The organism is Streptomyces phaeolivaceus, from assembly GCF_009184865.1.
Taxonomy (GTDB): domain Bacteria; phylum Actinomycetota; class Actinomycetes; order Streptomycetales; family Streptomycetaceae; genus Streptomyces; species Streptomyces phaeolivaceus.
The window spans coordinates 9,884,607-9,908,890 of sequence record NZ_CP045096.1 but is presented as its reverse complement, the minus strand read 5'-3'; the positions used below and the strand labels follow the sequence as shown (position 1 = coordinate 9,908,890).

Below are 24,284 nucleotides of genomic sequence, written 5' to 3'. Positions count from 1 at the left end.
GTGCGTGGCCGGCCTCACCGTTCGACGAAGTCCCAGTAGCGGGAGATCGCGGTGTCGTCGATGTCCGGGATCGCGACCGCCAGATCCCGCAGCCGCCGAAGCGTCCTGTCGTTCTCGAACGCCAGCGTCGGCCGCTGGGGGTCGGGAGTGTTCCTCGCGTGCTCTTCGAGATACGCCAGGTAGGGCAGGATCGGCAGGTCCTGTCCCCGTTCGCTCGCGCGCCGCAGACGGCGCAGCCACTCGGTGGGCGGGAGCGGTTCGGAGGCCGTCCCGCGCATCCGGTCGTGGCCGTTCATGAAGACGTCGGCTCCGACCCCGCGCGGGTGGTGGAGGTGGTGCACACGGGCGGTTCCCGTCCCGGTCAGGATCAGTTCCACGACGGCGCGGGCCAGGACGTCGACGGGCAGCAGTGCTTCCGCCAGATCCGGTCCGACCGGATGGCAGCCGAGCGCGGCACAGCTGGTGAGCAGCCGGGAGAACATGTCGTCCCGACTGACGGCACCGGTCGAGGTGTGCGCCCAGACGCGGCCGAGCCGGTGGATGCCGCCGGAGGCCCCCCGTTCGAAGGCACGCTCGACGAGCCGGTCCGCGACCCATTTGCTCGCCGCGTACCCGTTCCCGAACGGGTGCTTCTCACCGTCGATCGGTGAACCCTCCGTGACCAGCCGGGAGTTCTGGCCGAGCGTGAACACCCCCAGGGTGGAGAGGTGGTGGAACGCCTTCGGCCTGCCTTCTGCGGCCAGGCGCAGCAGGGTCCGGGTGCCCTCCACGTTGGCCGGTTTCAGCTGGGCGTACGGCGAGAGGTGGTGGACGTGTGCGCCGCTGTGGACGATCGTGTCGACCCGCTCGCGCAGCCCCGCCCAGTCCGTGGGGTCGAGACCGAGGTCCGCTGCCGCGAGGTCTCCCCGGACGACCTTCAGCCGCGAGCCGGCGTCCGGCGTCGGCCCGAGGTCGATGCCGTAGCGCCGCAGGGCCCCGGTCAGCCGCTCGCCCGCCTCCGCGTCGGTCCGCGCGCGGACGAGGCAGTGCACCCGCGCCGACGTCCGGTGCAGCAGCTCGGACAGGAGGAACGCTCCGACGAATCCCGTGGCCCCGGTCAGCAGAATCTCCCGAGGACCACCGGGGTGCGCTTCGCCATGCGTCTCGTCGGACGGGCCGGTGAGGGAGGTGCCGGAGGTGAAGCGCAGGGCGGGACTCAGCTCGGCTTCCGAGTCCGGTACCCATGACGCGGTGCGCGGGCCGCCCTCCGTGAGGTGGCGGGCCAGTCCCGCGGGGGTCGGTGCTTCGAGCAGCGCCGAGAGGCTGAAGCGGACCGCCAGCGTCTCACCGATGCGGCCGGCCAGACGGACGGCGAGCAGGGAGTGACCGCCCAGCGCGAAGAAGTCGTCGTCGGCGGAGACCTCGGACACGTTCAGCGCTTCGGCGAACAGGGTGCACAGCTGGGCCTCTTGTGGGGTGCGGGGGGCCCTGCCGGTGCCGGGGGTGGTGTCCGGTGGGGCGGGCAGTGACCTGCGGTCGAGCTTGCCGTTGGGGTTCAGTGGGATTTCGTCGATCTCGATGAAGGTGGAGGGGATGAGGTAGGGGGGTAGCGTCGCGGCGAGCTTGGCCCGTAGGTCGTCGGGGTTGATTGGATAGGTCGTTTGTTCGCTGCGGGTTTGTGGGGGCTGGTCGCGCAGTTCCCCGCGCCCCTTACGGGGCGCTCCTCGTCCGGGGGTTCCACCTGGCACCACGTAGGCGACCAGGCGTTTGTCGCCGGGGCGGTCCTCGCGGGCTGTCACCGCGGCTTGAGCGATTCCGTCCAGTGCCGTCAGGGCCGTCTCGATCTCACCCGGCTCTATCCGGTAGCCCCGGATCTTGACCTGGTCGTCGACGCGTCCGGCGTACTCCAGTACCCCGGCGCGGTTCCAGCGGGCCCGGTCGCCGACGCGGTACATGCGGGTGCCGGGTGGGCCGTACGGGTCGGCGACGAAGCGTTCGGCGCTCTGGGCGGGACGCCCGGCGTAGCCTCGGGCGAGTCCGGCGCCGGCGAGGTACAGCTCGCCCCAGATCCCGTCGGGGACGGGCTGGAGGTGGTCGTCGAGCACGTAGACGCGCGCGCCTGCGATGGGGCGGCCGATGGGTACCGGGCCCGTGTCGAGGCCGTCGTGCGGTTCGAGGCGGTGGACGACGCAGCCGACGGTCGCCTCGGTCGGGCCGTACTCGTTGAACACCACGGCGTCGGGGTGCCTCTCGCGCCAGGCCTGCAACGCCGTGCCGTCGAGTGCCTCGCCGCCGATGACCAGGTTGCGGGCGTCGCCGACGTGGTCGGGCAGTGACTCCAGCAGGCGCAGATGGCTCGGGGTGACCTTGAGCAGGTCGGGGGTCGGGGTGTCCTCGTCCAGGTCCGCGAACCGCACCCGGCCGCCCGTGATGAGCGGGGTGAACAGGGTGGTCACCGGCATGTCGAAGGCGAGGGAGGTGTGGACCAGGGACTCGCCGGACGCGGCCGGGTACATCGCCACGGCCTCGCTCAGATAGGCGGCGAGCGAGCCGTGTTCGACGACCACTCCCTTCGGGCGGCCCGTCGATCCGGAGGTGTAGATCAGGTAGGCGGCCTGGTGGGGGTGGAGGGGACGGCTCAGGTCGCTGTCGGGGAGGTCGTCCAGTTCGGCCGGGAGGGTCCTCTCGTCGAGCACGATCCGTGCGCCCGCGTCCGCGACCAGGGCGTCGATGCGTGCCTGCGGGTTGGCCGGGTCCACGGGCAGGTACGCCGCCCCCGTCTTCAGGACCGCGAGCAGCGCCACGACCACGTCCGGGCGGCGCGGCAGCACGACGGCGACGACGGTCTCCGGTCCGGCGCCGAGCGCGATCAGGTGCCGGGCGAGCCGGTTGGCGTCACGGTTCAGCTCGTCGTACGTCAGTTTTGTACTGTTCGAGATCTCCGTGCCGTCCGAGGTCTCGGTGCCGTCCAAGATCTCCGTGCCGTCCGTGACGACGGCCACGGCGTGCGGCGTGCGCGCCGCCTGCGCCTCGAACATCTCCGGGAGCGATGCCTGCGGCAGTGGCCGGGCGGTGTCGTTGCGGCGGACGAGTACGTCCTCGCGTTCGGCGGGGGTGAGCAGGGGCAGGGTGTGCAGGGGGCGGGCCGGGTCGGCTGTCACCTCCTCCAGCAGGCGCAGATAGCGGGCGGCGACGCTTGCGGCGGTGGCACGGTCGAACAGGTCGGAGGCGTACTCGACCCATCCCGACCAGCCGCCCTCCCGGCTCTCGGTGAGGGTCAGCGACAGGTCGAACTTGGCCCGGTCGCCGTGGACATTCCCGACGGTCACCTCAAGGCCGGGCAGTGTGGGAGCGACCGTCTCCTGATTGACCGTCAGCATGACCTGGAACAGCGGGTGTCGGGAGCGTGAGCGCGCCGGGTTGAGGACCTCGACCAGTTGCTCGAAGGGCGCATCGGTGTGGTCGTAGGCCGCCACGTCGGTCGCGCGCACCCGGTCGAGCAGTTCCTCGAAGGTGGGGTCGCCGGAGGTGTCGGCGCGCAGGACAAGGGTGTTGGCGAAGAGCCCGACGAGGTCTTCGAGGGCGGTGTCGGGGCGGCCCTCCACGGGCGTGCCGATCACGATGTCGTCGCCGGCGCCGAGCCGGTTCAGCAGGGTGACGAGGGTGGCGTGCAGCACCATGAAGGCGCTGGCGCCCCGGTCGCGGGCGAGCGCGTCGACCCGGTCGCGGAGTGCCGCCGGCACCGTGAAGGGCACCGTGCCCCCGCGCTGGGTGGCGACGGCGGGCCGGAGTCGGTCGGTGGGCAGCTCGATCTGGTCGGGGATCCCGGCCAGCTCCTCGGCCCAGAAGTCGAGCCGTTCGGCGGGGAGTTCGCGTTCCCACAGGGCGTAGTCGGCGTACTGGAGGGGCAGCGGGGCCCAGTCGGGGGCGTGGCCGGCGAGGCGGGCGGTGTAGGCCGTGGAGAGGTCGGCGGCGAGAGGGCGCATGGACGAGCCGTCGCCCGCGATGTGGTGCAGGAGCAGCAGCAGGGCGTGTTCGCGGTCTCCGTCGGTGAACAGCGCGGCGCGGATGGGTGGTTGGTGGTCGAGGGAGAAGGGCGTGCGGGCGGCCTCCGCCACCCCTGCGGCGAAGTCGACGGGCTTCAACGGCCGGATCGCGAAAGGCGGTTCGGTGTCGAAGACGGCCTGGTGCGGTCCGTCCGGTCCGTCGGCGATCACCGTGCGCAGCACTTCGTGGCGCCGGACCAGGTCGCCGAAGGCGTCCCGCAGGGCGTCCGGGTCGAGGGCGCCCGTCATGCGCAGGACGACGGGGATGGTGTACGTCTGTGCCTGGCCGTCGAGCCGGTCGAGGAACCACATCCGTCGCTGTGCCGCCGAGAGCGGCACCCGCTCGGGCCGATCGGCCCCTTCGCGCCGGACGAGCGGTGTCCGTGGGGCCTTCGTCGGTCGGCCGGACAGGAGTTCGGCGAGTCGGGCGACGGTCGAGTGCTCGAAGACGTCCCGAATGGACAACTCGGCGCCCAGCTCGGCCCGGACGCGGTTGACCAGCCGGGCGACGAGCAGGGAGTGGCCGCCGAGGCGGAAGAAGTCGTCGTCGGCGCCGATGTCGGGCAGGCCGAGGACGGCGGCGAAGAGGTCCGCCACCCGTCGTTCCATGCCGTCGGCGGGCGGCCGGCCCGAGCCCTCGGCGCTGAGGTCCGGGGCCGGCAGCGCCTTGCGGGCGACCTTGCCGTTGGCGGTCAGCGGCAGGGTCTCCAGCGCGACGAAGGCGGCCGGGACCATGTAGTCGGGCAGGGCCCGCGCGGCTGCGGCGCGCAGGGCGGCCGGGTCCGCCGGGTGGTCCGGCTCCGGCACCACGTAGGCGACGAGGCGCTTGTCGCCGGGGGTGTCCTCGCGGACGACCACGGCGGCGGCGTCGATGCCCGGCCGGGCGGTCAGGACGGCTTCCACCTCGCCGAGTTCGATGCGGAAGCCGCGGATCTTCACCTGGTCGTCGACGCGGCTGACGAACTCCAGCCGTCCGGCGGCCGTCCAGCGGGCCAGGTCGCCCGTGCGGTACATCCGGGAGCCGGGCGGGCCGTACGGGCTCGCGACGAAGCGGCCCGCGGTCAGGCCGGGGCGGCCGTGGTAGCCACGGGTGACGAGGTCGCCCGCGACGTACAGTTCGCCGGCGGTGCCGACGGGGGCCGGGCGGAGCAGCGCGTCCAGCACGTACATCCGGGTGTTCCAGGCGGGTGTGCCGATGGTGATGACACCGGGCGGTACGGGGTCCCCGGGTTCGATGCGGAACAGGCTGCAGCCGACGGTGGTCTCGGTCGGGCCGTACTCGTTGAGGACGGTCACCCCGGGGTGCCGGGAGCGCCAGGCGTCCAGGACGTCGCCGAGCAACGACTCGCCACCGAGGACGAGTTGGCCGCCGGGCGAGTACTCCTCGGGCACCACGCCCAGCAGGTGCAGATGGCTGGGGGTGGCCTTGACGAAATCGGGCCGGGTGACGGCCGCGTCCGGGTCCGGGCCGCTCGCGGTCCAGCGGACCAGTTCCACGGTGCCGCCGGAGATCAGCGGGCCGAACATGCCGGTGGCGGTGAGGTCGAAGGAGACCGGAGAGTGCACCAGGACGCGCTGTCGCAGGCTCGCGTACTCGTGGGTCGCCCAGGCCAGGTAGGCGACCAGCGAGCGGTGTTCGACGACGACCGCCTTGGGCCGTCCGGTGGAGCCCGAGGTGAAGATGACGAAGGCGGCGTGCTCGGGCCGCCGGTTCACGGTGGGGAGCGGGCCGGACGGCCGCCGGACGGGCGCGGGGTCGTCCGTGAGCACGATCGTCGCGTCCGTCAACGTGCTGACGGTGTCGGCGAGTTCGGCCGTGGTGACGACCGCGACCGGGGCGATGTCGCCGAGCATGAAGGCGAGGCGGTCGGCCGGGTGCGCCGGGTCGAGCGGCAGATAGCCGGCGCCGGTCTTCAGGGCGGCCAGCAGGGTCACCGGGATGTCCTCGGAGACCGGCATCAGTACGGCGACATAGCGCTCCGGACCGGCCCCGAGGTCGATCAGGTGCCGGGCCAACCGGTCGGCGCGGGCGTCGAGTTCGGCGTACGTCAGCTCGGTGGCGCCGAAGACGACGGCCGGGGCTTCCGGGGTGCGGGCGGCCTGGGCCTCGATCAGGTCGGTGAGCGTCCGTGCGGGCACCTCGTGGGCGGTGGTGTTCCACTCGGTGAGCAGCAGCCGCCGCTCGTCGGCGTCCACCACGTCGAACTCCCCCACCGGGCGGCCGGGTTCGGCGACGATGTCGGCGAGCAGCCGGGTGAAGCGCTCGGCGATCCGGGCGGCCGAGTCGGGGTCGAACAGGTCGGTGGCGAACTCCAGGAGTCCGTGCGCCCCGCCCTCGGGCCGTTCGGTGAGGAAGAACGACAGGTCGAACTTGGCGGCGGGCGAGGCGACCGGCCGTACGCGCGCGGTGAGGCCCGGCAGGTCCACGGCGAGGTCGAGGGCCGCCTGCTGGTCGGCGCCGTTGAAGTTCAGGCCGGTCTGGAACAGCGGGTGCCGGGCGGTGGAGCGTGCCGGGTTGACCGCCTCCACGACCCGTTCGAACGGCACGTCCTGGTGGGCGTAGGCGGCCAGGTCTGCGGCCCGTACCCGGCGCAGCACCTCGGTGAAGTCGGGGTCGCCGGTCAGGTCGGTGCGCAGCACCAGGTTGTTGGCGAAGAAGCCGACCAGGGGTGTGAGGGCCTCGTCCGTGCGGCCCGCGACCGGTGAGCCGATCACGATGTCGTCGCCCGCGCCGAGCCGGTGCAGCAGGGTGGCCAGGGCGGCGTGCACGACCATGAAGACGGTCGTGTGGTGCGCGCGGGCGAGCCGGACCAGCGCCTCGTGGACGGCGGGCTCGACCGTGTAGGGCACGGTGTCACCGCGGTGGGTCGGGACGGCGGGCCGGGGCCGGTCGAAGGGCAACTCCATCTGCTCGGGCAGCCCGGTGAGCGTCGTACGCCAGTGGTCCAGCTGGTGGGCGAGCGCGCTGTCCGGGTCGTCGGCCTCGCCCAGCGCCCGCCGCTGCCAGACAGCGAAGTCGGCGTACTGGACGGGCAGTTGCGGCCAGTCGGGTTCCGCTCCCCTGGTGCGGGCGGCGTACGCGGTGGCGAGGTCGCGGGCGAGCGGGGCCATGGAGGCGCCGTCGCCGGCGATGTGGTGCAGGACGAGGAGCAGTACGTGTTCGCCCGCGCCGAGGTCGAACAGGGTGGCGCGGAGCGGGGGTTGGGCGGTGAGGTCGAACGGGGTGCGGACCGCCTCGGCGATGCGCTCGTCCAGTGCCTCCCGGTCCGCCGGTGCCTCCTGGTCCGCCGGTGCCTGCTGGTCCGCGCGCACGACGCTCAGCGGCGGCACCGACGGCAGCACGACCTGGTGGGGCCCGTGCTCGTCCTCGGCGAAGACCGTCCGCAGGGCCTCGTGCCGCCCGGCCAGGTCGTCCAGGGCGGCGGTGAGCGCGGGTACGTCGAGGTCGCCGGTCAGGCTCAGTGCGACGGGCAGGTTGTACGTCGGGGACGGGCCCTCGAAGCGGTGCAGGAACCACAGCCGTTCCTGGGCGTACGACAGGGGCAGGCGTCCTTCGCGCGGCTGTGCCGTGACGCCGGAGCGGCGTGGGCCGTTCGCGGTGAGGCGGGACGCGAGCTTCGCCACGGTGGTCGCCTCGAACAGGACCGACAGTTCGAGGTCGGTGTCGAGCGCGGCGCGGATCCGGCTCGCCAGCCGGGTCACCAGCAGGGAGTGGCCGCCGAGCGCGAAGAAGTCGTCGTCGATCGAGACCTCGGGCACGCGGAGCACCTCGGCGAACAGCCCGCACAGGATCTCCTCCTGCGGGGTGCGCGGGCCGCGCCCGGCGGGGTGCGCGAGGTCGGGGACCGGCAGGGCCTTGCGGTCGAGCTTGCCGTTCGGGGTGAGCGGCAGTTCGTCCAGGGTGACGATCTGGGCCGGGACCATGTACTCGGGCAGCCGGGCCGCGAGCCGGTCGCGCAACGTCTCCGGGTCGACCGGGGCGCCCGGGGCGGCGGGCACGACGTACCCGACCAGCCACTGCCCGTGGACGGCAGCGGCGGCCTGGGCGACGGCCGGGTGGTCGGCGAGCGCGTCCTCGATCTCGCCGAGTTCGACGCGGAAGCCGCGCAGCTTGACCTGGTTGTCGGCGCGCCCGAGGTACTCCAGTTCGCCGTCCGCCGTCCAGCGCGCCACGTCCCCGGTGCGGTACATGCGTGCCCCGGGTGGGCCGTACGGGCTCGCGACGAACCGTTCGGCGGTCAGCGCGGGCCGGTCGAGGTAGCCACGGGCCAACTGGACTCCCTCGACGTACAGTTCACCCGGCACACCGGGCGCGACCGGCGTCAGCGTCGCGTCGAGCACATACGCCCGCGTATTGGCGACGGGCCCGCCGATCAGCACGGTCTCGGTGTCCGCCGGTGCCGCCCACGCGGTGACGTCGACGGCGGCCTCGGTCGGGCCGTACGCGTTCAGGAGCAGGGCGTTCGAGTCGTCGTGGAAGCGGCGGACCAGCTCGGCGGGCAGGGCCTCGTCGCCGGAGACGACCAGGCGGACGGAGTCCGGCAGCCGGGTCTCGGCCAGGTAGGCGCCGAGCATGGACGCGCTGAGGTGCACGACGGCGACGGACTCCTCGCGCATCAGCCGCTCCAGGTAGAGCGGGTCCCGGTGGCCGTCGGGGCGGGCGACGACGAGGGTGCCGCCGTACATGAGGGTCCAGAAGACCTCCCACACCGACACGTCGAAGCTGACCGGGGTGGACTGCAACACCCGTTCGCCCGGGGCGAGTCGGTGATCGCGCTGCATCCACCACAGCCGGTTCGCCATGCCGGCGCAGGTGTTGACCGTGCCCTTGGGGCGGCCGGTGGAGCCCGAGGTGTAGATGACGTACGCGGCGTTGTCGCCGTGTGCCGTCACCTCGGGGCTTTCGTCGGACGCCCCGGTCTCCTCGGCGTCGGGTGCGATCCGCTCGAAGCCGTCCGCGTCCCGGTCGGAGATCAGCAGCCGGGCGCCGGAGTCGGCGAGGATGTAGGCGATCCGGTCGGCCGGGTAGCCGGTGTCGATGGGTACGTACGCGGCGCCCGCCTTGAGCACCGCCCACAGGGCCACCATCAGGTCGACCGAGCGCGGCAGCATCACGGCGACCCGTGACTCGGGGCCGACGCCCCGCTCCCGCAGGGCGTGGGCGAGCCGGTTCACGCGGGCGTCGAACTCGCCGTACGTGACCCGCTCGTCCTCGAAGCGGACCGCCTCGGCGTCGGGGTTCCGAAGCGCTTGCGCCTCGAACAGTTCGACCGGCGAGCCCTCGCCGTCGCACCGGACGGCGGTGTCGTTCCAGCGGGTGAGCACCAGGGCGCGGTCGTCGGCGCCGAGGACGTCCACCTCGGAGAGCCGCTGTCCGGGGTCGGTGGTGACGCGGTCCAGGACGCGGACGAAGCGGGTCGCGAAGCTCTCGGCCGTACGGCGGTCGTACAGGTCGGTGGCGTACTCCAGACGGCACAACAGGCCGCCGCCCTCGTGGACATGGCAGTCGAAGTGGACATCGAACTTGGCGGTGCCGCTGGTGACCGGGCCGGGGTCGGCGGTGACGCCGGGGAGCGCGAAGCGGGCCTCGGTGAGGTCCAGCCAGGCCAGCATCACCTGGAAGAAGGCGTGCCGGGAGCGGGAGCGCTCCGGGTTCAGCTCCTCCACCAGGCGTTCGAAGGGGACGCCCTGGTGGGCGTAGGCGGCGAGGCCCGTCTCCCGGACGCGGACGAGCAGTTCCTCGAAGCTGGGGTCGCCCGAGGTGTCCATGCGGTAGACGAGGGTGTTGATGAAGACGCCGACCACGTCGTCGAGGACCGAGTCGGGCCGGTCGGCGATCACTCCGCCGAGCGGGATGTCCTCGCCCGCGCCGAGCCGGGTCAGCAGCAGTGACACGGCGGCCTGGAGGACCATGAACGGGGTCGTGCGGGTGCGGCCGGCCAGGTCCAGCATCCGCTGGTACAGCTCCGGGGCGACGGGGAACTCGACGTGGTCGCCGCGGTGGGTGGCCACCGCCGGGCGGGGGCGGTCGCCGGGGAAGGTGACCTCGGGCGGCAGGCCGTCCAGGTGCTGCTTCCAGTGGTCGATCTGGCGGGGCAGGTCCGCGGCGAGCGTCTCACGCTGCCAGATCGCGAAGTCCGGGTACTGGACGGTCAGTTCACCGAAGTGCGGTGCGTCGCCGTCGAGCCGGGCCCGGTAGGCGGCGGAGAGGTCCTCGGTGAACGGGCGCAGCGAGGCTCCGTCGGTGGCGATGTGGTGCACCACCAGGAGCAGGACGTGGGTGTCGGGGCCGGTCGTGTAGAGAGTGGCCCGCAGGGGCAGGTCGCGGGTGAGGTCGAAGGAGCGGGCGGCGGAGGCGGCCAGGTCGGGAGCGGGGCCCGCGTCCCGTACGACCTCCATGGTGAAGCCGGTGTCCGGGGGCAGGACGACCTGGTGCGGGCCGTCGGCGTCCTCCAGGTACTGAGTGCGCAGCGCCTCGTGGCGGGCGACCAGGTCGGCGAGCGCACCGCCGAGCGCGTCCGCGTCGAGCGGGCCGGTGAGCCGGACCTGGATGGGGATGTTGTACGTCCCCGAGGCGCCCTGGAGCCGCTGGAGGAACCACATGCGTTCCTGGGCGAACGACAGCGGGATGCGGGCGGGCCGCTCCTCCGCCGTGATGCGCTTGGCCTGCGGGGCGAGGCCGGTCAGCCGTTCGGCGACACCGGCGACGGTCGGGGCGGCGAAGAGGTCGCGCAGCGACAGGTCGACGCCGAACTCGTCGCGCACCCGGTGGACCAGACGGATCATCAGGATCGAGGTGCCGCCGAGCGCGAAGAACTCGTCTTCCACACCGACCCGTTCGACGCCGAGGACGTCGGCGACGATGGCGCACAGTGAGGCCTCCTCGGGCGAGCGGGGCTCGCCGCCGCCGTCGGCCGGCGCCACCGGCGACGCGGAGCCGGTCTCCGCCGCCGTCACACCCATGACGAGCAGCCGGTCCGCCGCACCCACCTCGATCAACTCGCCCGCAGGGGCGTCGAGTTCGGTGACGGCGCTGTCGATCAGGTCGGTCAGGAGGTCGGCGAGGCGGGTGACGGCCGGCGCGTCGAAGGCTCCGGCGAGGTAGGAGAACCTCAGCCGCAGCCGTGCGCCGGGGAAGACGGACAGGGTGACCGGGTAGTGGGTGCGCTCGACGAGGTCGGCGTGGACGAGGCGCAGGCCGCCGGCCTCGATGCCGTCGTCCATCGGGTAGTTCTCGAAGGCGACGATGGTGTCGAACAGCGCGTCGAAGCCGGAGGCGCGGGTCAGCTCCGCCAGGGAGGCGTGCTGATGGGCGTGGAGGGACTGCTGTTCGTGCTGGAGCCGCGTCAGCAGCGCGGCCAGTGTCTCGTCGCGGTCGATCCGTACCCGGACCGGCAGGGTGTTGACGAACAGTCCGAGCATCGACTCCGCGCCGGGCAGTTCGGGCGGGCGCCCGGAGACGGTCGCGCCGAACACGACGTCGTCCCGTCCGGTGAAGGCGCTCAACAGCAGCCCCCACAGGCCCTGCACGACCGTGTTGAGGGTGATCCGGTGGGCGCGGGCCGTCGACGTCAGGGCGTCGGTGAGCGCCTCGGACAGGACCAGCTCATGGACGGCGTGTCCGTCCCGGACGCGGTCGGCCCGTGCGAGCAGGGTGGGCGCCGCCAGACCGGCGAGCCGCTCCCGCCACACCCCGGCGGAGGCCTCGCGGTCCTGCCGGTCGAGCCAGGCCGGATAGTCGCGGTACGGGGCGGCGGCCGGGGGCGGTTCGGTGCCGCCGTACAGCGTGAACAGCTCGCGTACCAGCAGGGGCAGGGACCAGCCGTCCAGCAGCAGGTGGTGGTGGGTGAGGACGAGACGGCGGTCGCCGAGGACGGTGAATCGCAGCAGGGGCGGCCGGACGACGCTGAAGCCCCGGGCGCGGTCCCGGGCGAGGAACGTCTCCAGGTCGTCCTCGGCGCGCTCCTCCCAGGGCACCTTGACGTCGGCCGGGACGACCCGCACCGGAGCGCCCGCCGAGCGGCTGCGGAAGGCGGCGCGCAGGTTGGGGTGGCGGTGCAGCAGGGCGGTGGCGGCGGCCCGCATCCGCCCGGGGTCGAAGCCGCCGTCGGTCTCCAGGACGAGCTGGCCGACGTACGGGTCCTCGGGCTCGTACAGGGCGAGGAAGAGCAGGCCCTCCTGGAGCGGGGAGAGGGGCAGGACGTCGGTGGCGCCCCGGAACCGGTCCAGCTCCTCCTGGGTGATCCTGACCAGGGGTACGTCGGAGACGGTGAGTCCGCCTCGCGTGTGGACGGCGAGTTCGGCGAGGGCCTCGGTCCAGGCCTCGGCGAGGGCGCGGACCTCGGTCTCCGTGAGGACGCCCGAGGGGTAGGTCCACTCGGCGGTGAGTTCGCCGTCGCGGACGTGAGCGTCGATCTGGAGGGCGTGGGTGAGTGCGAGGCCGTCGTCGGCGAGGAGTTCCACCGGCGTCGCGTCGTCGGCGAGGCGCCAGCCGCCGAGGTCCTGGGCGTCCAGGCGGCCCAGGTAGTTGAAGGAGATCTGGGGTGCCGGCAGGCGGGTGAGGCGGTCGCGGAGCAGGTCGTGGCCGCGACCGCCGTGCGGGACCGCGCGCAGTTCCTCCTTGGTGCGTTTGAGCAGGGCGGGGCCGGTCGCCGTCCCGGCGGCGAGGCGGACCGGGTGGATACGGGTGAACCAGCCGACGGTGGTGGACAGGTCCATGCCGTCGGGGAGGTGGTCGCGTCCGTGGCCCTCCAGGTCGACCAGGACCGGTCCCTCGCCCCGGTGGCGTTGCACGGCGGCCGAGAGCGCGGCGAGGAGGATGTCGTCCGGGGTCGCCCGGTAGGCGGCGGGCAGTGTGGTCAGCAGGGTGCCGGTGAGGTCCGCCGGGACGGTGACGGTGATCGAGCGGGCGGTGCCGTGGACGTCCTGGGCGGGGTCGAGGGGACGGGCGCCGAGGACGGGTTCCGGCGTGGACAACAGGTCGGTCCACAGCGGGAGTTCGTCGTCGGGAGCCCGGAGGTGGCCGGCCCAGCCGCGCAGGGAGGTGCCTGCCGGGGACAGGTCGCCGTCCGCGAGGGCCTCGGCGAGGTCGGTCAGCAGGATGCGCCAGGACACACCGTCCACGACCAAGTGGTGCAGGACGAGCAGCAGTTGACCCGACTCGAACCACACGGCCCGGACCATCTCACCGTCCTCGGGCGACAGCGCGCGACGGGCGGCCTCCTTGTGCGCGGCCACGTCCTCGTCCCGGGCGCGGGTCAGGCAGTCTCCGGCCCGTACGGCGCCCACGGGCCGGATGTGCCGGCCTCGCATGCGCAGGGCGTCGTGGCGGTCGAGGACGCGTTGCAGGGCCTCGCAGAGCCGGTCGTACGACAGGCCGGGCCCGGTGGTGAGGAGGAGGGACTGGGCGAATCCGGCGGTGGGGCCGCCGCGTTCGGCGAGGCGCCGGGCCATCGGTGTCGCGGGGAGTTCGCCGACCGGGTCGTCCGCGACGGGCGCGGTCGCCGGTGCCGTGGTCGCGACGGCGGCGAGGCGGGCGACGGTCGGGTGGTGGAAGACGTCCTGGGGGGTGAGGTGCAGGCCCCGGCGGCGGGCGCGGCTGACCATCTGGATGGCGTGGATGCTGTCCGCGCCGAGGGCGAACAGGTTGTCGTCCACGCCCAGTTCGGGGCGGTTCAGCAGGTCGGCGGCGAGGGCGTGCAGGGTGTGCTCGATGGGGCTGTCGGGCGCGCGTCCGGTTACCTGCCTGGCCGGGGCGGGCAGGGCGCGGCGGTCGATCTTGCCGTTGGGGGTGACGGGGATGGACGGCAGGGTGCGTACGACGGTGGGGACCATGTGGGCGGGCAGCCGGTCCGCGAGCCAGGTCCGGGGGTCGGTGGTGGGCTCGCCGGTGACATAGCCGAGGAGTTGGCGTCCACCGGCCTCCGTGTCGTGCACGACTACGACGGCCTGCTCGACGCCGGGCGCGCCCGCCAACAGGGCCTGAACCTCGGCGGGTTCGACCCGCTGACCGTTGATCTTGACCTGGTCGTCGGCGCGTCCGACGAAGTCCAGGGCGCCCTCGGGGCGGCGGCGGACGAGGTCGCCGGTGCGGTACATACGGGTGCCGGCCGGGCCGTGCGGGTCGGCGACGAACCGCTCGGCGGTGGCGCCGGGCCGGTCGAGATAGCCGCGCGCCAGTTGGACGCCCGCGAGGTACAGCTCGCCGGTGACACCGTCCGGAACGGGCTGGAGGGCCGGATCGAGCACGTACGCACGGGAGTTGTGGGTGGGCGTGCCGATGGTGACGGGCGTGCCGGGCGCGCAGGCGTGGGAGGTGGCGGTGACCGAGAACTCGGTGGGGCCGTAGGAGTTGTGGAGCCGGGCGCCGCACTCGCGGTGGAACCGCTCGGCGAGCCCGGTGGGCAGGGCCTCGCCGCCGCAGCCGACCATGCGCAGGGAGTCGACGGGTACGTACTCGTCGAGGAACGGGCCGAGCATCGCCGGGACGAAGTGGATGACGGTGACCCGCTCGTCGCGGACCAGGCGGGCCAGATAGGCGGGGTCGCGGTGCCCGTCGGGGCGGGCGACGACGAGCGTCGCACCCCGGGTGAGGGTCCAGAAGACCTCCCACACCGACACGTCGAACCCGACCGGCGTCTTGTGCACGACCCGGTCCGCCGGGGTCAGCCGGTACTCGTCCTGCATCCAGGCCAGCATGTTGGCGATGCCGGCGTGGGTGACGACGGTGCCCTTGGGGCGGCCGGTGGTGCCCGAGGTGTGGATGACGTACGCGGCGTGGTCCCCCCGCGGGACGACACCGAGGTCGGTGTCGGGCTCGCCCGCGCCGAGGGTCCGTACGTTCTGCTCGTCGATGACGAAGGACGTACGGGCGTCGGCGAGGAGGTACGCGATCCGGTCGGCCGGGTAGCCGGTGTCGACGGGCACGTACGCGGCGCCGGTCTTCAGCACCGCCCACAGCGCGACGATCAGGTCCACCGAGCGCGGCAGCCGCACGGCCACCCTCGACTCCGGCCCCACACCGCGCCCGCGCAGGGCGTGTGCGAGGCGGTTCGCGCGGGCGCCCAGTTCGCCGTACGTCAGCCGCTCGCCGTCGAGGACGACGGCCTCGGCGGCCGGGTCCTGGGCCTCGAACAGCTCCACCAGCGAGCGCGGGTCCGTCGCGCGGTCGGTGGCGTTGCGGGCGTGGAAGCGCTCCCACTCCGTGTCGTCGAGCAGGTCGAGGGCGCCGATCGGCAGGTCGGGGTGCTCGGTTGCGGCGGTGAGGAGACGGGCGTAACGGTCGCGATGGGTGGCGGCCGTCTCGGGGGTGAAGCGGCCGGGGTGGGCGTTGACGGTGAGCTCGATGCCGTCGCCGGCCTCGGGGTCGCCGTACGCGTGCAGGGCGAGGTCCCGGACGGGGCCGGAGGCCAGCTGGTGTGCCTCGGCCTGGACGGGCCCGAAGGGCAGACGGGCGGCGGCGAAGGAGAGGACGTTCAGGGACGGGCCGCTCATGGTGCCCGGGTGGGCGGTGGCGGCGAGGTCGCGGCGGAGTTCGTCGTGCGGGTAGCGCTGGTGCCGGGTCGCCTCGGCCAGGCGGGCGGCGACCCGGTCGAGCAGTTCGGTGAAGGTCGTCGCACCGTCCACGGGAATCCGCAGGGGGACGTCGTTGACGAGCATGGCGGGTGTCGCCAGGGCGTGCGGGCTGAGGCGCGCGGCCATGAACACGCGGACGAGGACGTCGTGGGCGCCGGTGACGCGGTGGGTGTGGGCGGCCATGGCGGCGATCACCGGCAGGGACCAGCGGGACCCGGTGAGCCCGCGCACGCGCAGGGCGGTCTCCTCGGGCAGCCGCATACGTGCGCCGGGCAGACTGGGCGCGAGGCCCGTGGGTCCGGAGGAGCCCAGCTCGGTGGACTCGGGCAGATCGGCGAACTCCCGCCGCCAGTAGGCGCCGTCACGCTCGTGCCGGGCGGAGCCGAGGTAGCCGTTCTCCTCGGCCAGGACCTCGGACAGGGTGCCGAAGCCGCTCGCGGGCGGCTGTTCGCCCACCGCGAGCGCTGTGTAGACCTCCAGCACCCGGCGGCAGTGCAGGACCTGTCCGTAGCCGTCGAGGAGGATGTGGTGGTAGCGGAAGTGGAACCAGTGTCGGTCGGGGCCGAGGCGCAGCAGGGTGTGGCGGAACAGCCGATCGCCGGTGAGCGGGACGGGCCGGGCCCCCTCGGCGTCGATCCAGGCGCGGGCGGCGGCTGCCGGGTCGGGCTCGCCGGTGAGGTCGAGGTACCCCAACTCCCCCGTGACGGACGGGTCGACGACCTGTCGGGCCGCCTCCCCGCCCGCTGAGCCGTCCTCGGGGAAGCGGACCCGCAGTGCCTCGGTCTCGGCGACGGCCCGCTCGACCGCGCGGGCCAGCAGGGCGCGGTCCACGGGGCCGGGGACGTCGTAGTAGATGCCGCAGGTGTACAGCGGGCTGTCGGGGGCGAGGCGCTGGGCGACCCACACCCCGTGCTGGGCCGCCGTCAGCGGCAGGCCCGGACGCGTCGGGGAAGTGTTCATGGTCAGGCCTGCTTCCCGCTCGTCGGTGCCGCCTCGGACTCCCCGCCGACCAGCGCGGACAGGGCCGCGCTCAGCGCGTCGACCGTGGGGTGGTCCCAGGTCAGCGCGTCGTCGACGGTGACCTCGAACTCGTCCTCGATGTCGGCGGTGATGGCCAGCGCCGTGAGGGAGTCCAGGCCGTAGTCGGCCAGCGGCACGGACGTGTCGATGTCCTGCGGCGAGCGGCGCAGATAGGTCGCCACACGCGCGGTCAGCCAGGTGTGCACGTCTCGGTTGCCAGCGGTCATGAGGGGGGTTCGCTTTCTTGAGCGGAGGGGGAGGAGCAGGCCGGGGCGCGGGGCGGCGGGGCGCGCCCATGGGGGGCGAGCGGGTGCCGGACCCTGTACGGGCCTGAGGTGGGCGGTGGGCCTCAGACGGCGAGTGGTCTCGCGGTCAGGCCGAAGGAGCGGCCGGTGGCCCGGCGGTCCAGGAGTTCGGTGAGGAGCGCGTCCTCGACCGGGGCGGGCAGCGGGCCGGGCCCGTGCGGGCCCGGGGCCGACCGGTGCAGGGCCGCGCGCAGCCAGGCGGGGTCGGCGAGGAAGTCTCCGGGGTGGGCGTGCCGCCAGACCTGGACGTGGACGGTCCGGGAGAGGAGGCGCACGTACCGGGTGACGAGGTCGTAGTGCTCGGGCCGGGCGTCGACGCCGAGGTCCACCGGCGACAACGACGCGCACTCGGCGGCCAGTTCGACCAGTGCGGTGTGGTCGCGTCGGACCGCCGTACGCAGGTCCGTGTGGTCCGGTGCCCAGGACGCGTCGGGCAGGGTGTGCAGGGATCCGGTGACGGGGTCGCGGCCGGCGGCGTGGAGGGCCAGCCGGTCGTAGCGCAGGGGCGGCAGTGCCTCCGCGAGCGCGAACAGGTCGCCGGGCGGCTCGGTGCCGGGGCGGGCCCAGGTACGGCGGGCCAGCAGCGGGAGTTGGGGCAGCAGGCTCATCTGGCAGGCGGCACGGGCGATGTGCCCGAAGCCGACGGGGGCGAGGTCGCGGAGCAGCTTCTGGAACAGCGCGGTCGGGCCCTCGCGCAGATAGAAATGGGCGCCGAGGAGTTCCGCGAGCCGGTCCATGGCATCGAGGAGCAGCCGGGACACCTCGAACTTGACCGCCGAGGCGTACACGCTCGCCGCGCCGGGCGTCAGGTGGAGCGCGCGGGCGCCGACCGCGCCGAGCGCCTCGGCGCGCAGCAGGTCGGCGAAGACCCCGGCCAGCACCGAGCGGACGTGCGGGATGTCGGTCGCGGTCCCGCCGTACAGGCGCCGCCTCGTCAGATGGTCCAGGGCGATCCGCAGTCCGGTGTCCAGGATGCCGGTGGCCATCGCGGGCAGGACCGTGCGGGTGATCTGCAGTGCCTTCAGCGCGGTCTCCAGGCCCGAGCCGACGGGGCCGAGGATCGCGGAGGAGGGCACCGGCAGTTCGTCGAAGCGCAGGCCGCCGAGCTGGACTCCCCGCATCCCCACGGTGCCGAAGCGCGGCAGATCGGTCAGGCGCGCGGGGTCCGCGCTCGCGCGGTCGACGAGGACCAGGGAGTGGCTGCGCGGGCCGGGCCGGGAGTCGGTGCGGGCGAGCACCACCATGGCGTCGGCGCGCCGGATGTTGGTGATCACCTCCTTGCGGCCGCTCAGCCGCAGCGAACCGTCGTCCGCTGTTGTCGCGGTGAACTCCGTTCCCGCCATGTCGTTGCCGTGCGCCAGTTCGTGGAAGGCGATGGCGATGCGGCGGCCGTCCAGGAGCAGGCGAGCGGCCTGTTCGGTCTGGCGCGCGTCGCCGGCGGTCCACAGGGTGACCCCGGCGATGAGGGAGCTGGCGCCGTAGCCGAGGCCGAGCGCCGGGTCGCGGCGGTACAGGGCGCGCATGATCTCGGCGAGGTGGTCGGCGCGCTCCAGTCGGCCACCGAGCCCGGGTGGTACGAACTCGGCGTTCAGCCCGTACGAGTGCAGCAGCGCCTCTCCGGCGGTGAGTGTCTCCGCCCGCTCGTCGGCGGCGAGGATCGCGGTGGCGCCGAGGGGGTTGGCCGGGTCGGAGAGGCCGCCGAGCAGGTGCTCCAGTTCGTCGGCGCGCTTGGGGGCGAGGCCGGTGGCGGTGGTCATGCGGCACCTCCCAGCAGGGTGAACTCCGGTGCGGGTGTGCGGAGGACGACATCGGTCAGGGCGTCGAGAACCTCGCTGTCGTCCACGCCGAGCAGGACGGTCAGGCAGGCCCGCAGCCACAGCCCGTCGCCGCCGAGCCGTCCCGTGCGCAGGGTCGGGTTCTCCAGCCACAGGAGCAGACAGGCGGCCGAGGCGTAGGCGCGTTCGTATGCCTCGGCGAGGCGGAAGGCGGTGCTGGGCAGGCCACCGGCCACGGGGACGAAGTCCGCCAAGTCCGTTTCCAGGCAGACTAGTTCGGTGAGCAGGCGGTCGAGCAGCGGGCCCGTCCCGGGCGGCTCGTGCCGCCGTAGGCGCGCCGCGAGTTCCGGCAGGGCCTGCACGGCGCTGCATCCCGTCACGGACAGCAGCGTCAGACGGTCGGGGGCGAACGGGGGCAGCGGGGCGGCGAGGTCGGCGGCTGTGCGCAGGCCCTCCGCGTCGGTCCGGCGGCGGCTCAACTGCCTTGCCAGGCGCGGCATCTGGTTCAGGAGGGCGGCACGGTTGACGGCCGTACTGCCGTCGAAGATCGCGCAGATACGGTGGTCGCGCTCCAGCTTGGCGAAGCCGCCGCCCGGCGGTGAGGTGAGGAAGCCGCGTACGCCCAGCAGTTCGCCGAGCGAGGCCAGTGTCTCCTGGGTGAGGGTCGGGACGAATGCCTTGGTGAGCGCCGAGATCGCGCTCAGTTCCCCGGGCAGCGTGTGCACCGAGCGGACGGAGAGCAGGCTCACCGCCTCCGCGACGAGTGCGGCTGCGGCGGCGCGGCCGAGGATGCGGCGTACGTGCGGGACGTCGGCGAGGCGGCGGCCGTACAGTTCGCGTCCGGTCGCGAAGTCGCGGGCCAGGCGCAGGGCGTGGTCGGCGGCGCCGAGGGAGAGCGCTGCGCAGGTGACGCGGGTGAGCTGGAGTGTCTTGAGGACCACGGGGATCCCGTCGCCCTCCTGTCCGATCAGCGCGTCGGCGGGGACGGGGACGTCGTCCAGGGCGAAGCCGCTGATGTCGGCGCCCCGGATGCCGTGCGTACGGACCTTCGGCAGGTTCCGCCAGGCCCCTTCGGGCAGTTCGCGCTTGTCGACGAGGAAGAGGCTGAAGCCGCGTGCGCCGCCCGCCGGGTCGGTGCGGGCGAGGACGCAGGCGAGGGTGGAGCGGGTGGCGTTGTTGATGAGCCATTTCTCCCCGGTGAGCCGCCAGCCGGCAGCGCTCACCCCCGCGACACCGCTCTCGCCCCCGAGGCCACTCGCATCCGCGAGGCCCCCGGCGCCCCGCTCGGTGTCGGCCGTCGCCGCGAACTCGCCCGCCATCAGGTCGGCGCCGTGGTCGCGTTCGGTCAGGCCCCAGCAGACCGGTTCGCCGGCGCGTACCCGGTCGGCGAGCCGGGCGGCCTGGTCCGGGGTGCCCGCCACCCATACCGGTGCCGCTCCGAGGAACGTCTTGCCGTGGGCGACGGCCACGGTCAGATCGCGGCGGGCGACCGCGCGCAGCAGCCGTACCGTCTCGCCGAGGTCGCCGTCCGGGGGCAGTACGTAGTGGGCGGGCAGCCCGGCGTCGTCGAGGACACGGACTGCTCCGGCGGGGAACTCCTCCCGGTCGTCGAGCCCGGCGAGCGCCTCGGGTGCGAAGGCGTCGTCCTCGTGGGCCGCGAGCAGGGTCTCCAGGTCGGCCGTGGTGGTCATCGCCCGGTCACCCGCCGGCGTTCGGCCAGGGCGGCGGTGAGCAGCGGGTCCTCGCCGAGGTGGAGGGTGTCCAGTTCGCCGGTGAGATAGAGGGCGCGCATGGCCGCGCGCTGCACCTTGCCGCTCGTGGTGCGTCGGACGCCGCCGGGCCGGACCAGGGCGACCGCCGCGACGGGGACGCCGAACTCACGGGCCACGGTCTGCTTCATGTCGACGGCGATCCGCCCGTGGCGCTCCGCACCCCAGTGGGCGCGGATCTCGTGGACGGCGACGACGGACGGGGCGATGTCCACCCGGTCGTCGTCGCCGACCAGGAAGACCGCGCCGTGCAGGCCCTCCAACTCCTCGTGCTGGGAACGGAGTTCGTACTCGATGTCCGAAGGGTGGAGGTTGCGTCCGTGCAGGACGAGGACGTCCTTGCTGCGGCCGGTGATGTAGAGGTCGCCGTCGAGCAGGGCGCCGAGGTCGCCGGTGCGCAGGAACGGGCCGCGTCCGTCGCTCGTGCGGGCGTGGAACGTGGCGTCGGTGGCGTCGTCGTTGTCCCAGTAGCCCGCGGTGACGCAGGGGCCGTCGAGCCAGATCTCGCCGATGCGGCCGTCGGGCAGCGCCTCGCCGGTGCCGGGGTCGACGATCAGCGCGTCGGAGCCGGTCGGTGCCCCGCATCCGACGAGTACACGGGAGGGTTCCGTGCCGGTGGCCGGTCTGAGGACCCGGTTCTCCAGTGCCTTGGCGTCGACGCCGGTCCGCAGCGCCGGCCGTCCGCTGGTGCCCGACGCCATCAGGGTCGCCTCGGCGAGGCCGTACACCGGGATGAGCGCGTCGGGCCGCAGTCCCGCGGCGGCGAAGCGCTCGGTGAAGGCGGTGACGACTTCGGCGCGGACCGGTTCGGAGCCGTCGGCGAACTTGACCCGGGACAGGTCGAGCGTGGCGAGCTGCTCGTCGGTGACCCGGCGGGCGCACATCTCGTAGCCGAAGTCGGGCGCGGCGGTGAAGCCGACGCCGTGGGCGTCCAGCATCCGCAGCCAGTGGTAGGGGCGGCGCAGGAAGGACATGGGGTCCATCTGCACATAGCCGTCGCCGCACAGGAGGCCGGGCAGCATCAGGCCGATCAGGCCCATGTCGTGGTAGAGCGGGATCCAGCCGCCGTAGGTCGTCTCGCCGTCGTTGCGGAAGGTGTCGGCCATGCGCTCGACGTTGGCGACCAGGTTGCCGTGGGTGACCATGACGCCCTTGGGGTCGCCGGTCGATCCGGAGGTGTACTGGAGCAGTGCCAGGGTGTCGGGCGACACCTCGGGGGCGGTCCAGGCGTCCGGGTCGCCCTCGCCGGTGTCCGTGGTGTGGCAGACCGCGCCGACGATGCCTTCCTCGGCGAACCACTTCTCGACGTCCGGCAGATCGCCGCGCTGGGTCAGGACGACGCGCACTCCGGCGTCCCGGGCGATGGCGGCGAGGCGGCGGCGCTCGTGCCGGTAGCGGCCCGGGAGCGGGGCCGGCACCGCGATGACCCCGGCGTACACACAGGCGGAGAACGCGGTGGTGAATTCGATCCCCGGGGAGTAGGGGAGAAGTGCCCGGTCCCCTGGGGAGAATCTCTCCCGGAGCCACGACGCGATACGCCGTGAATGCAGATCGAGCGCCGCGCGATCGCGTACCGTACCGCCGATGTCACTGAAATCCGAAATAAAGGTCACAGCAGGCTGCTGCGGATTACGCGCTGCCTGCTCCATCAGCTCCGTGAGTAATTCTCGCACGACAGGAACCGTACGTGATCTTGATTCCCGAATCTGTACTGAAACGTTCAAGCAAACCTAAAGAAAGATCATTGAACGGGCAAGAAACCTTGACACTTCCATGATCGACACAGGCGGCGGACGGGCGTAGAAACAGTTCCGTGCATGCGTCAAGCAGGTCGGCCATCGCCATCGAGGGCCTCCATAAGAAATACCGGACAAACCATGCGTTACGCGGAGTCGAACTGGAGGTGAGAACCGGTGAGGTCATGGGCCTGCTGGGGCCGAACGGAGCCGGTAAGACCACTCTGGTAAAGATTCTGACCACTCTTCTCAGGCCGGATCACGGACACGCTTATGTGAATGGCTGGAATGTTTCCGCGGAACCGGAGAAGGTACGTGCGACCATCGGAATGGCCGGCCAGTATTCGACGGTCGACGGGCTGTTGACCGGCTTCGAGAATCTGTATCTCCTCGCGAAACTGCGTGGTGTGGGCCGCCGTACGGCCCGCCGTGTCGCCGACGATCTGCTCTCCCGCTTCCGGCTCACGGACGTGGCCGGGCGCCCGGTCGGGGCCTACTCCGGCGGTATGCGCCGCCGGCTCGATCTGGCCGCCGCGCTGGTCGGTTCCCCGCCCCTGGTCGTGCTGGACGAGCCCACCACCGGGCTCGACCCCGAGAGCAGACTGGACACCTGGGAGGCGGTCTCCGAGCTCGCCGCCGCCGGCACCACGATCCTGCTGACCACCCAGTACCTGGAGGAGGCGGACCGCCTCGCCGACCGGATCACCGTCATCGACCGGGGCCGAGTGGTGGCCGAGGGCACCAGCGACTCGCTCAAGTCCGCCGCCGGGAACCGGCTCGTCGTGTGCGTCGCCCAGGAACACCAGCTCGACGCCGCCGCCCGCGCCGTCGCACGGGCGACCGGCGCCACCCCGACGGTGGACCGTCGCGCCCGGCGGGTGGAGGCGCCCGCCGCCGACGGCCGGGCCGCACTCGCCCGCGCCCTCGCCGCGCTGGAGAACGAGAACGACGCGGATGCCGAGGACGTCGAGGACGTCGAGGTACTGGAGATCGGCCTCATCCGCTGCACCCTCGACGACGTGTTCCTCGGTCTGACCGGCCACGCCCGCCACTCCGACCACGCCGGTCACGCCGGTCACGCCGGTCACGCCGGTCACGGGCATCGTCACACGGATCGGGAGGCCACCCCATGAACGCCCCCGTACGCGCCCCTGACACCACCACACCCCCGTCCGACCGGGGCGACGGCGGCCCGCATCCGACCGCCACCGCCAGGGGCACCGCCAATAGCACCGCCACTGCCGCCTCCACCACCCTCCGCCCGACCCCCGCCCGTCGGAACCCCGTGCTCCAGGTGGTCGCGGAGAGCGCGGACCTCGCCCTGCGCAATCTGCTGCGTCTGCGGCGCACCCCGGGCCTGCTCATCTCCTGCCTCGTCGAGCCGGTCGTCTACGCCCTGCTCATCGGGTACGTCTTCGGCAACAGCCTGGGCGGCCACGCCTACCGCTCCTACATGATGGGCGGTCTGATCGCCCAGACGGTGGCCTTCACCACGACCTTCACCACGGTCGGGCTCTCCAGGGACCTGGAGGAGGGGATGGTCGACCGCTTCCGCGCCCTTCCGATCTCCCGGGTGTCCCTGCTGCTGGGCCGGACCACCTCCGACCTCACCACCTGTCTGGCGAGTGTCGCCGTCACCACCACCTGCGGCCTGCTGATGGGCTGGCGGGCGCACACCGGCCCCTTCGGGATCGCCGCCGGGGTCCTGCTGGTGCTGCTGTTCTCCTTCGCGATGTCGTGGATCGGCGTGTTCGTCTCCCTCATCGCGCCGAACGCCCAGGTGGCGGGTAGTCTCGGGCTGATCTGGCTGTTCCCGGCGACATTCATCTCCTCCGGGTTCGTCTCCGGCTCGACCCTGCCGGGCCCGCTGCCCACCGTGGCCGCCTGGAACCCGATCACCTCGCTCGCGGGCGCCCTGCGCGAGCTCTTCGGCAACACTCCCCCGCCGGGCTTCCGCGTCCAGCACGACTGGCCCGCCCAGCACCCCGTCCTGTACACCGCGGGCTGCTCGGTGCTGCTCATCGCCGTCTTCGTCACCCTGGCGACCTGGCGCTACCGCACCCGTACGAGCCGCTGACCG

7 protein-coding genes are annotated in these 24,284 nt (G+C 73.1%); 2 read left to right on the top strand and 5 right to left on the bottom strand.

Features of this window, described 5'->3' with window-relative positions; translation table 11 throughout:
- Positions 1 to 14 precede the first annotated feature (14 nt).
- The 5 genes from F9278_RS45065 to F9278_RS45045 all read right to left on the bottom strand — a co-directional run bounded on the left by F9278_RS45065 (position 15) and on the right by F9278_RS45045 (position 22,141).
- Positions 15 to 16,559, bottom strand: a complete 16,545-nt coding sequence (locus F9278_RS45065; protein WP_152173465.1) for a non-ribosomal peptide synthetase — start codon at positions 16,557 to 16,559, stop codon at positions 15 to 17.
- Between the two features lie 2 nt (positions 16,560 to 16,561).
- Entirely contained in the window at positions 16,562 to 16,846 is a 285-nt protein-coding gene (locus tag F9278_RS45060; protein WP_152173464.1) for an acyl carrier protein, read from the bottom strand.
- Positions 16,847 to 16,968: 122 nt separating this feature from the next.
- Positions 16,969 to 18,681, bottom strand: coding sequence for an acyl-CoA dehydrogenase (locus F9278_RS45055; protein WP_152173463.1), 1,713 nt, complete (start codon positions 18,679 to 18,681; stop codon positions 16,969 to 16,971).
- Positions 18,678 to 20,390 (bottom strand): acyl-CoA dehydrogenase family protein, encoded by a 1,713-nt coding sequence (locus F9278_RS45050; RefSeq protein ID WP_152173462.1) that lies wholly within the window; start codon positions 20,388 to 20,390, stop codon positions 18,678 to 18,680. Before F9278_RS45050 ends, F9278_RS45055 begins: the two co-directional genes overlap by 4 nt.
- Positions 20,387 to 22,141, bottom strand: a complete 1,755-nt coding sequence (locus F9278_RS45045) for a fatty acyl-AMP ligase (protein ID WP_226967225.1) — start codon at positions 22,139 to 22,141, stop codon at positions 20,387 to 20,389. Before F9278_RS45045 ends, F9278_RS45050 begins: the two co-directional genes overlap by 4 nt.
- A gap of 140 nt (positions 22,142 to 22,281) precedes the next feature.
- Here F9278_RS45045 and F9278_RS45040 point away from each other — a divergent pair, with 140 nt between their 5' ends.
- Positions 22,282 to 23,337 carry an ABC transporter ATP-binding protein gene (locus F9278_RS45040; protein ID WP_152173461.1) on the top strand — a complete coding sequence of 352 codons (1,056 nt, stop codon included), beginning with the start codon at positions 22,282 to 22,284 and terminating at the stop codon, positions 23,335 to 23,337.
- The gene (locus F9278_RS45035; RefSeq protein ID WP_152173460.1) at positions 23,334 to 24,281 is read left to right on the top strand and encodes an ABC transporter permease; all 948 of its coding nucleotides are present in this window, start codon (positions 23,334 to 23,336) and stop codon (positions 24,279 to 24,281) included. The genes F9278_RS45040 and F9278_RS45035 overlap by 4 nt, the downstream gene beginning before the upstream one ends.
- The last annotated feature ends 3 nt before the right edge of the window (positions 24,282 to 24,284 follow it).